Genomic DNA, 9,591 nt, shown 5'->3' with positions numbered 1-9,591 from the left:
CGCCGCCGCGGCATGGGAGGATTGCATCTCGGAAGTGCCTTGCCGATCGTGCCTGATGTGGTCCTAGAGAAACCCCATCATCGCAGGTCACAAGGTACTTCCTCGTTTCCGGAGAAACTATCCACAGGCATCAATCCGGTGGATCCGGGCTGAACCCGACGGCCGCGCTCGGCAAACGGGGGAGGTCGCCGGCGGAATCCAGCTCATCGCACTGCTGATCACCACGCGTCCGAGAATGTCCCGCCGAGCAGCAGCAAGTTGCGCAAGCCGATACGGACCAAGATCCGGACGATTTCCGGACCAGCCCCCGCCAGAGAGCCGCAACAATTAGCGGTCGAGTTGTCGCGGGGCTCCGGGTGGCCAAGTTCTTTGAGCCGTCAAGCGGCGACAAGCTCACGGCTATACCTGGAACCTCCCGGCTTCCCCGATCCTACGAATGATCAGATCCGACCCGCTTGAAAAGCAGGGCAAGCTCGGTGACTGATTTTGCACGCCCGCGCCGGGCGGGTTTGGTATCAACTGCTCGAGCGCAGTGATTGGACGGCGTTGTCGATCTCCAGGTCGATGAGGCGTTGTGCGTCGATGGTGTGGTTGGCGAAGATGCCTGTGAGTTCGAGACTCACAATGCCGTGAACTCGCGTCCAGAGCAGGATGGCGGCGCGGGCGGTGTGTGGCGTGGTGCCGGACCGTTCCTGCGCGTGGGCCCACAGTCGCAACTGGCCGTCCAGTGTCTGGTCATCGCTGGCGACTTCGGCGGGTGCCGGGTCCTCGAGACCGACCAGCAGGTCGATGAGCAGGGCCATCGCCTTGTCGAGCGGGGTCTGGGTGGCGACGTCGCCGGTTGCGTTGTCGGGTCGTTCGCCGAACAGCATGCCGTAGCGCCGCCGGTGGTGTAGCGCCCAGTTGCGGTATGCGAGGACCAGCCGCCCCACTTGCACACGCGGTGCGCCTCGGTCGTCCGCCACGGCCTGGGTCATCGCCGTCGCGAGCTGCTGATATGACTGCATCGTTAGGTGCGCCACGAGCGCGTCCCGGGACGGAAAATAGCGGTAGACAGCCGGCGCGGACATTGCCATCCTGCGGGCCAGCGCCGCGATCGACAGCGCGTGTACGCCACCCACATCGATGATCGCGAACGACTCGTCCTCGATCTCCTGGAACGTCTGGGCCCTCAGGCGCGCACGCCTGCTCACTGTCTGCGCCTCCTCAGCCATTGTCACATCGTAACTGACCTTACGGATTGACGTAGTGCGATGGGTCAGTGCATTGTTACGACCATTAACTAAGTGACTGGCAATCGCGCAGGCCTGAGGAGTCGAACATGTCCGAGAGTGACGCAGCTGCTGAGGCCACCGGGACCGTCACCGAAGTGGTGCTGGCGGGCAAGGTCGAACCCTCCGGCCTGCGGCTGGTACGGCGTGTACTCCCCGCGCCTGCTGCCGGCCAGGCCCTGGTGCGCGTCGAGTCGACCGCTGTGTCGTTCGCTGAGAGGGCAATGAGCCGGGGCCGCTACTACGGCCAGCCCCCGTTCCCCTTCGTGCCCGGCTACGATCTCGTCGGCGTCGTCGAGGCAGTCGGCCCCGGAGTCGACCATGCGCTGGTCGGCCGACGGGTCGCCGCGCTGACCAAAACCGGCGCCTGGACCACTGCTGCCCTGCTGACCGCCGCCGACCTGGTGGAAGTACCCGACGCGATCGGCCCCGACGAGGCGGAGACACTGATCGTCAACGGACTGACCGCGTATCAGATGCTCCACCGCAGTGCAAAAGTACGGGCCGGGCAGACCGTACTCGTCCTGGGCGCCGCTGGTGGCGTGGGCTCGGTCCTGGTGCAACTCGCCAAGGACGCCGGCGCACGCGTGATCGGCACAGCCAACCCGCACCATCACAAGCCGCTGCGCGCGCTGGGTGTGGAGCCGATCGACTACCGGGATCCCGACCTGGCCGCCCGCGTCCGGGAACTGGCCCCAGACGGTGTGGACGCCGTGTTCGACCACCTCGGCGGCGCAAGCGTGACTCTCTCCTACCGACTGCTCAACCGCACCGGCACGCTGGTCTCCTACAGCATCGCGGCCAAGCTCGACGACACCAGGCCCTTGCTGCTCGACTTCCTGCCACTGCTGGCCAAGCTGGTGTTCTGGAACTACCTGCCCACGCGCAAACACGCAACCTTCTACGACATCTGGGCCGGCGCCGGAAAGCCGGACTCGGCCAAGCGCGAAGCGTTCCGGACGCGGGTGCGTACTGACCTCACGCACATCTTCGGCCTGTTGCACGACGGCGTACTCACCGCGAAAATCGCCGCACGCTTTCCGCTGAACGAGGTGGCCACAGCCATGGAACTCGCCGAATCCTCCGGCCGCACCAACCTCGGCAAAATCATCCTCGCGCCCTGACCTCCCCCAGGACCACTGGTCGAACGAGCGAGCGCGAATCGACAGCCGCCACTGGCTGTACCGCTACAACATCCGACGCCGGCATTCCCGCTTCGGCCAGCGGCCTCCGATCGCCTTCGAGACCACCTTCCAACGAACATCAAATACCGTGGCTCGAGCCACCGGCCAGGCGAACACGCCGTCGGCGAGGGTGTCAGCCCGAGATGGCCGGGGATGCCGGTGAAACGCAGCGGAGAGAAGGCGCAGCCCGCGGCGGCGAATGCGAAGACGACGTTGCCTGGAGGGCCGATCCGGGTGGCCTCGCACACGAGCTTGTGCGCAGCGGCGAGGACTGCCACCACGGCGACCCGAACCACCGTGCTGTCCGTAGCCGCGGCGGTCGCCAGTCCCACCCCGCTGCTCGCGGCCATACCGGGCATGGCAGCGGCCAGGGCGCGGGCGGCGTAGGGCAGGCTGTGCCCGTAAAGCGCGCACGTGGATCCGCCGATGGTGTACACCACGAGTCGGCTCGGCCGGCGGCCAGCAGGATCAGACTCGGCACGGCCGTCGCCACGAGGACACTGAGCGCTGCCCTGGGCCACAGGTCGGTCGCCCGGCCCAGCCGCAACGCATCGGGTGCCCGCAGGGGCCGCAGAAGCCGCATCGGCACGGTCTTCCCGGAGGGGATGAGGTGCTCCTCGTGCGTCACGGCGCGTTGCGGCCTGGACTCGCCCGGCCATGGGCGTGCCCAGGCCGCAACGCTTCGGGATCAGGGACTCAGCGGCCGGGACCCTGGCCTGTGCGACCGGCGGCGAGCCGGCCCTCCAGGCCGGTGATGAGTGTGTCGATCACCAGCCGGAACATGTGGTCCTGATCAGGGCCTGCCCGGTCTGCGTCCGTGGCCTCGTCCACGCCGAAAGCCTCGCCGGGGGGCTTGAGGCTCGCCCACTGCTGGAGCGAGCCGTTGAGTTCGGCGCCGAGGACACCGACGACGACGGCGACCATGAGAGCGGCTGTCTCCGGGACCTGGTGCTGCGACACCCCGGCAGCGGCCACGACCATGGTGAGCGCGGTCCAGAACGGGTCGTCGGGCTGGATGAAGTCCGGCTGGTGACTGAACGAGTAGGCCATCAGCGCGGGGTGACGGTGCGCCAGCGTCCGGAAATCCATGGCGAGCAGGCGGATGCGCTCCTGCCAGGGCGCGTCAGGGAGCGTCACGGTGCGGAACTGGGCTCCGACCATTCTCGCCACGCCGCGCAGCACAGCTTCCTTGTTCGGCACGTGGTGGTACAGCGACATCGGGTTCGCATCGAGCACGGTGGCGAGTTTGCGCATGGTGAGCGCCTCGACCCCGTGCTCGTCGATGAGCCGCAGGGCGGCGGCATAGATCCCGGCCTCGGTCAGAGGCACGTCTCTCTTCCTCGTGCCCCGCGGAGGACGCTTCACCTTCTCTTCCATACCTCGTACGGTACCAGTTTCATACGTCGTATGGAAATGATCTGAATCACCGCACCCACCTGCACGGTCAGGGGTTGCGCCGATTTTCCATACGCCGTACGGTACGGAATCCATACAGCGTATGTTTTTGTGTGGCGCCACGGCATCGACCTGTGCAGCGCGTCCTAGCCCATCCCCCTCCACGCAGAGGAGCAAGTCATGACCACGCACTCCGCGAACGACCTTCGCCCCATCCGGTCCCCGCGTGGGATCCCCCTCCTCGGCAACACGCCGCAGATTCCCAAAGCCAATCCGGTGGAGTACTTCGGTGAGCTGTCCCAGCAGTTCCCCGAGGGCATCTACGGCATGGACATCGCCGGTATCGAGCAGGTCTTCGTCTACGACCCGGACCTGGTGGCCGAGGTCTGTGACGAGACGCGGTTCTTCAAGCAGATCGACAAGACACCGCTGCACCACGTCCGGGACTTCGCGGGGGCGGGCCTGTTCACCGCCCACCAGCACGAAGAGGAATGGGGCATGGCACACCGTGTCCTGCTGCCGGCGTTCAGCCAGCGGGCCATGAAGGCCTACTTCGGGCAGATGCTGGAGATCGCCCAGAACCTGGCGGGCAAGTGGGAGCGCAACGAGGGGAACTCGGTCAACATCACCGACGACTACACCCGCCTGACGCTGGACACGATCGCGCTGTCGGGATTCGGCTACCGGTTCCAGTCCTTCGACAAGGAAGAGCTGCACCCCTTCCTCAATGCGCTGCTGGGCGCGCTGATGGAGTCGCTGCAGCGCTCCCAGGAGCTGCCGATGATGACCAAGCTCCGTAAGGCGGACGACCGGAAGTACCGCGAGAACATCCGGCTGATGCAGGGCCTGGTCGAGAGCGTGATCAAGGAGCGCCGTGAGGTGAAGGGCGCCGGTGAGGACGACCTGCTGGGTCTGATGCTGGAGGCCACGGACCCGGAGACCGGCAATCTGCTGGCCGATGACAACGTCCGCGACCAGGTACTGACGTTCCTGATCGCCGGTCACGAGACCACCAGTGGTCTGCTGTCGTTCGCCACGTACTCGCTGATGCGCAACCCGCACGTCCTGGCCCAGGCCTATGCCGAGGTGGATCGCCTGATGCCCGGCGACACCGTCCCGGACTACGACACGATCATGCAGCTGGACGTCATCCCGCGGGTCCTGGACGAGACCCTGCGCCTGTGGGCTCCGATCCCGGCGTTCGGCAAGGCCCCGCTGCAGGACACCGTCATCGGCGGCCGCTACATGCTCAAGAAAGGCACACGGGTCAACATTCTTGAGGGCCCGCTGCACACCCACCCCAAGGCCTGGGAGCGTCCGGACGAGTTCGACATCGACCGGTGGCTGCCGGAGAAGCGGGCCCAGCAGCACCCGCACGCATACAAGCCGTTCGGCAACGGCGTGCGTGCCTGCATCGGCCGCCAGTTCGCGCTCACCGAGGCCCGCCTGGCCCTGGCGCTGGTGCTGCAGAAGTTCAAACTCTCCGACACCAGCGACTACAAGATGGACGTGCGGGAGGCGCTGACGCGCAAGCCCGGCAACTTCGAGCTGATCGTCCGTCGCCGGCAGGAACACGAGCGGACCGTCTTCAGTGCCGCGGACCTGCAGACCGACGACACGCAGGCGCCGGCCTCGGTCAGCGGCGTCGGCGTCAGCCTCACTGTCGCCTACGCCTCCAGCCTCGGCTCCTGCGAGGATCTGGCGCGCACCATCGCCGACCGCGGTGAGCGCTCCGGCTTCGGCACCACACTGGTGAGCCTGGACGAGCTCGGTGACAACCTGCCCACCGAGGGCCTTCTCGCCGTCGTGGCCGCCAGCTACAACGGCAAGGCGCCCGACAACGCCCAGCGCTTCGACGACCTGCTCACCGCCGGACTGCCCGAGGGCTCGCTGTCCGATGTGCGGTTCGCGCTGCTGGGAGCCGGCAACACCCAGTGGGTGGCTACCTACCAGGCATTCCCCAAGCGGATCGAGGAGGGCCTGCTGGCCGCCGGCGCCACCCCGGTCGTCGAGCGCGGCATCGCGGACGCCGCCGGTGACTTCGACGGCATGGCCACCCGCTGGATGGGCACCCTGTGGGCCACCCTGGCCGAGGAGTACGCCGCCGACACCTCCGAGGCGAGCGGCCCGCGCTACCAGGTCCGGCTGCTCACCGAGTCCGACGTGCGCCCGGCCATCGTCTCCGCGCAGGCGTACCCGCTCACGGTGGTGGCCAACGAGGAACTCGTGGCCGACGCGACCGGCCTGTGGGACTTCAGCATCGAGCCGCCGCGCCCGTCCGCGAAGTCCATCACCGTCGAGCTGCCCGACGGCGTCACCTACGGCACCGGCAACCACCTGGCCGTCTTCGCCAAGAACGAACTCCCCCTGGTGGAGCGCGCACTGCGGCGCCTCGACGTCGAGTACGGCCAGGTGCTCCGGCTCGACCAGCCGGCCGGTGGCCGCACGCACCTGCCGGTAGGCACCCCGGTCACCGCAGGCATCCTGCTCACCGAGTTCCTGGAACTGCAGGACGTGGCCACCCGCTCCCAGATCCACACCCTGGCCGAGTACACCGACTGCCCCTGGACCCGGCCGCAGCTCCAGGCGTACACCGCCGACACGCAAGAGGCCGAGGAGCGCTACCAGCTGGAAATTCTTGGCAAGCGGGTCTCGGTGCTGGGCCTGCTGGAGCGCTTCCCCGCGGTCGAGCTGCCGCTGGCGGTCCTCCTGGAGATGACGGGGCCGATTCGTCCGCGGTTCTACTCCATCTCCTCCGCCCCGTCGGCCAACCCGCGCCACGTGCGCCTGACCGTCGGCCTGCTGGAGGGCCCGGCCCTGTCCGGCGACGGCCAGTACCGCGGCACCTGCTCCTCCTACATCGCGGGCCTTGAGCCCGGGGACGTCGTGTACGGCTACGTCCGTGTGCCCTCCCCGACGTTCGCCCCGCCCGCCGACCCCGCCACGCCGCTGATCCTCATCGGTCCCGGCACCGGCATCGCGCCGCTGCGCGGGTTCCTGGAGGAACGGGCCTCGCAGCACGCCAACGGCACGCAGGTCGGCCTGTCACAGGTCTTCGTCGGCTGCCGCCACCCGGAGCACGACTACTTCTACCGCCAGGAGATGCAGGACTGGGAGCAGGCCGGGATCGCCCAGATCCACACCGCCTTCTCCGCGGTGACCGGTCACCCTGCCCGGTTCGTGCAGAACGCCATCGCGGGCGCTGCCGACAAGGTGTGGCAGGCCATCGAGGACGGCGCGTACATCTACGTCTGCGGTGACGGCCGCCGTATGGCACCCGCCGTCCGCGAGGCACTGGCCGCCATCCACCGCCAGAGGACCGGCAGCGACGACGAGACCGCCCAGCGATGGCTCGCCCAGCTCGAGGCCGAAGAGCGCTACCAGCAGGACGTCTTCGCCTGACCGTCGCACGCCGTCCCGGCATGCGACCCGCAGCCGCCAGGAGGCGTGCGGCAACCCCCGCTACCTGGCGTACGCCTCCTGACCACCACAAGCCATTCAGACACCATTCGGCGCCCATGTCCCGAACCACCGGGCGGTGCCGCTCACAGAAAGCAGATCGTCATGGACACCATGCTCGCCGGACGCTTCCACCTGGACAGCAAGAAGTTCGCCGTGGAGGAAGTGCACATCCCCGTGCCGGGTCCGGGTGAGGTCCTCATCGAGGTGAAGGCCGCGGGCGTCTGCCTCTCGGACGTCCACCTGATCGACGGCTCGCTCGTGCCACTGTTCGCCACCTCCGACACGGTCACCGTGGGCCACGAGGTCGCCGGTGTGGTCCACACCCTCGGCCCCGACCTCAAGCGCGGTCTGGCCGTCGGCACCCGCGTCACCCTGGAGGCGCCGGCAAGACCTGCGGTACGTGCGCCGGATGCGTGCGCCGCCGCCCCTGCACCCAGATGCTCACCGCCGGCATCGACTACGACGGTGGCTGGGCCGAGTACGTGATCGCCCGCGAGGACACGCTCATCCCCATCCCGGACAGCCTGCCCTTCGACCAGGCAGCGATCATCCCCGACGCGGTCTCCACCCCCTACGCCGCCGTCGTCACCACCGCGGGCGTCCGTCCCGCCCAGTCCGTCGGCGTATGGGGCGTGGGCGGAGTCGGCGCCCACACCGTACGCCTCGCCCGCCTGGTCGGCGCCGCGCCGATCATCGCTGTCGACCCGCTGCCCACCGCCCGTGAGCGTGCCCTGGCCTTCGGTGCGGACTACGCCCTGGACCCGGCCGCCCCCGACTTCGCCGACCAGGTCCGCGCGGCCACCGAGGGACGGGGCCTGGACTTCGCCTTCGACTGCGCCGGCGTACCCGCCGTCCGCGAGCAGGCCGCCTCCGTGCTCGGCCTGGGCGGCTCCCTCATCCTGGTGGGCATCACTCCCAGGCCGCTCACCATCACCGAGGGCCTGACCTTCAACTACCTGTGCAAGCAGGTCCGCGGTCACTACGGCGGCAGCCCCGAGTCGGTCTCCGAGCTGGTGCGGCTGACCGCGGCAGGCCGCCTCGACCTGGCTCCCTCCATCACGGACCACATCTCGCTGGCGGACGCGGCCAGCGCGGTCAGCCGTCTGGAGAACAAGATCGGCGACCCCATTCGCCTCATCCTCGTCCCCTGACGCCTGTCAGCAGGACATCAAGCCACGTCGGGCAGGGGTGAGTGGGCGCCGGTGCGTGAGGGAGCACCGGCGCCCACGGTTTCCGGCAACCGTGGAGAGACAGAACCATGCAGACGACCACCGCCCCGGGCCGCGCTCCGCGACGCAAGGATGCTCACTCCAACCACCGACGCATCCTCGCGGCCGCCCGGCAGAAACTGCGGCAGGACCCGACGCGAGCCTCGACAGCATCGCCCAGGCAGCCGGTTTCGCCCGGCGCACCCTCTACGGACACTTCCCGAGCCGGTATGTTCTGGTCGCCGAGCTGGCGCAGGAAGCAACCGTGGACTCCGGCAGGCGTTCCGCGGCCACCGCGTTCCTGGTCGCCGCCGGCGTAGCAGCACAGCCGGCTGCGCTCCAGGTGCAGGTGCAGGACGTTGTCAGGCGGGTTCGGGCAGCCGGCGCCGGGTGACCTCATGTGCGTCGTCCGCAGCGAGGCCGAGCATGCGCAGGACCATCTCGGCCAGGTCGGAGGCGGCCCCGTCGCCGTCCAGGTCCGGGCGGTCCAGCCGGAGAGCCACGAGGGACAGCAGGGTGCCGCCCAGCGCGGACAGGGCGGTGGTCGCGTTGCCGCAGGTAAAACGGCCCGACGCGATACCGATCTCCAGATCGCGCAGGGCCCTCGGGGACAGGCCGCTGTCGGAGTGGATGTGGGACAGGCCGCGGTCACGCAGGATCCGCATCAGTTCCGGATGGGAGTCCGCCATCCGGGCGGTGAGCCGGAATCCGGCCGCGACCAGCTCGGCCGGGTCGTCGATGCCTTCCACACGCGCGTCGATGACCTGCCCGAACTCCTCCAAGGCGTCCGTCACCGCGGCGTCGAACAGCTCGGTCTTCGACTCGAAGTGGTTGTAGAAGGATCCGAAACCGACGTCCGCGCGTTCGGCGATGGCCTGGATGCTGGCGCTGGTGTCCCCGGTCTCCGCGAGGATCTGCCGGGCCGCGCGGACGAGCGCCTGACGGGTCTCGGCGCGGCGCCGCTCAAAGCGGTTCTTGGGCAGGGCTGACGTCGGCATGCGGCCCAGTGTAACCACCGCGACGATGACTCTGCCATTACTGATGAGATCATCAATTATTTGGGCTGCGCCT

6 protein-coding genes and 1 pseudogene are annotated in these 9,591 nt (G+C 68.4%); 4 read left to right on the top strand and 3 right to left on the bottom strand.

What is annotated here, in order from left to right:
- Nucleotides 1–515: 515 nt before the first annotated feature.
- Nucleotides 516–1,214 (bottom strand): TetR/AcrR family transcriptional regulator, encoded by a 699-nt coding sequence (locus tag ABZV34_RS10550; protein WP_356273282.1) that lies wholly within the window; start codon nt 1,212–1,214, stop codon nt 516–518.
- Nucleotides 1,215–1,321: 107 nt separating this feature from the next.
- On the opposite strand from ABZV34_RS10550, the gene ABZV34_RS10545 reads away from it, so the two are divergent.
- On the top strand, nt 1,322–2,395 hold the full coding sequence (locus ABZV34_RS10545) for a medium chain dehydrogenase/reductase family protein (RefSeq protein ID WP_356273280.1): 1,074 nt from the start codon (nt 1,322–1,324) through the stop codon (nt 2,393–2,395).
- Between the two features lie 756 nt (nt 2,396–3,151).
- Here ABZV34_RS10545 and ABZV34_RS10540 read toward each other — a convergent pair.
- Nucleotides 3,152–3,784, bottom strand: a complete 633-nt coding sequence (locus ABZV34_RS10540) for a TetR family transcriptional regulator (RefSeq protein WP_356273278.1) — start codon at nt 3,782–3,784, stop codon at nt 3,152–3,154.
- A gap of 246 nt (nt 3,785–4,030) precedes the next feature.
- On the opposite strand from ABZV34_RS10540, the gene ABZV34_RS10535 reads away from it, so the two are divergent.
- From ABZV34_RS10535 to ABZV34_RS10525, 3 genes and pseudogenes are all read left to right on the top strand, one after another.
- Nucleotides 4,031–7,252, top strand: a complete 3,222-nt coding sequence (locus ABZV34_RS10535) for a cytochrome P450 (protein ID WP_356273276.1) — start codon at nt 4,031–4,033, stop codon at nt 7,250–7,252.
- Nucleotides 7,253–7,414: 162 nt separating this feature from the next.
- Nucleotides 7,415–8,463, top strand: a pseudogene (locus tag ABZV34_RS10530) (zinc-binding dehydrogenase).
- Nucleotides 8,464–8,500: 37 nt separating this feature from the next.
- Entirely contained in the window at nt 8,501–8,914 is a 414-nt protein-coding gene (locus ABZV34_RS10525; RefSeq protein ID WP_356273274.1) for a TetR family transcriptional regulator, read from the top strand.
- Here the strand turns inward: ABZV34_RS10525 and ABZV34_RS10520 are convergent.
- A complete protein-coding gene (locus ABZV34_RS10520) occupies nt 8,883–9,518 on the bottom strand; it encodes a TetR/AcrR family transcriptional regulator (protein WP_356273272.1) in 636 nt (211 codons plus the stop codon). The genes ABZV34_RS10525 and ABZV34_RS10520 overlap by 32 nt on opposite strands.
- Between the last annotated feature and the right edge of the window lie 73 nt (nt 9,519–9,591).

Source organism: Streptomyces sp. NPDC005195, from assembly GCF_040608315.1.
GTDB lineage: Bacteria > Actinomycetota > Actinomycetes > Streptomycetales > Streptomycetaceae > Streptomyces > Streptomyces kaempferi.
Note: the sequence above shows the minus strand (reverse complement) of the source record. Positions and strands in the feature narration are given on the sequence as shown.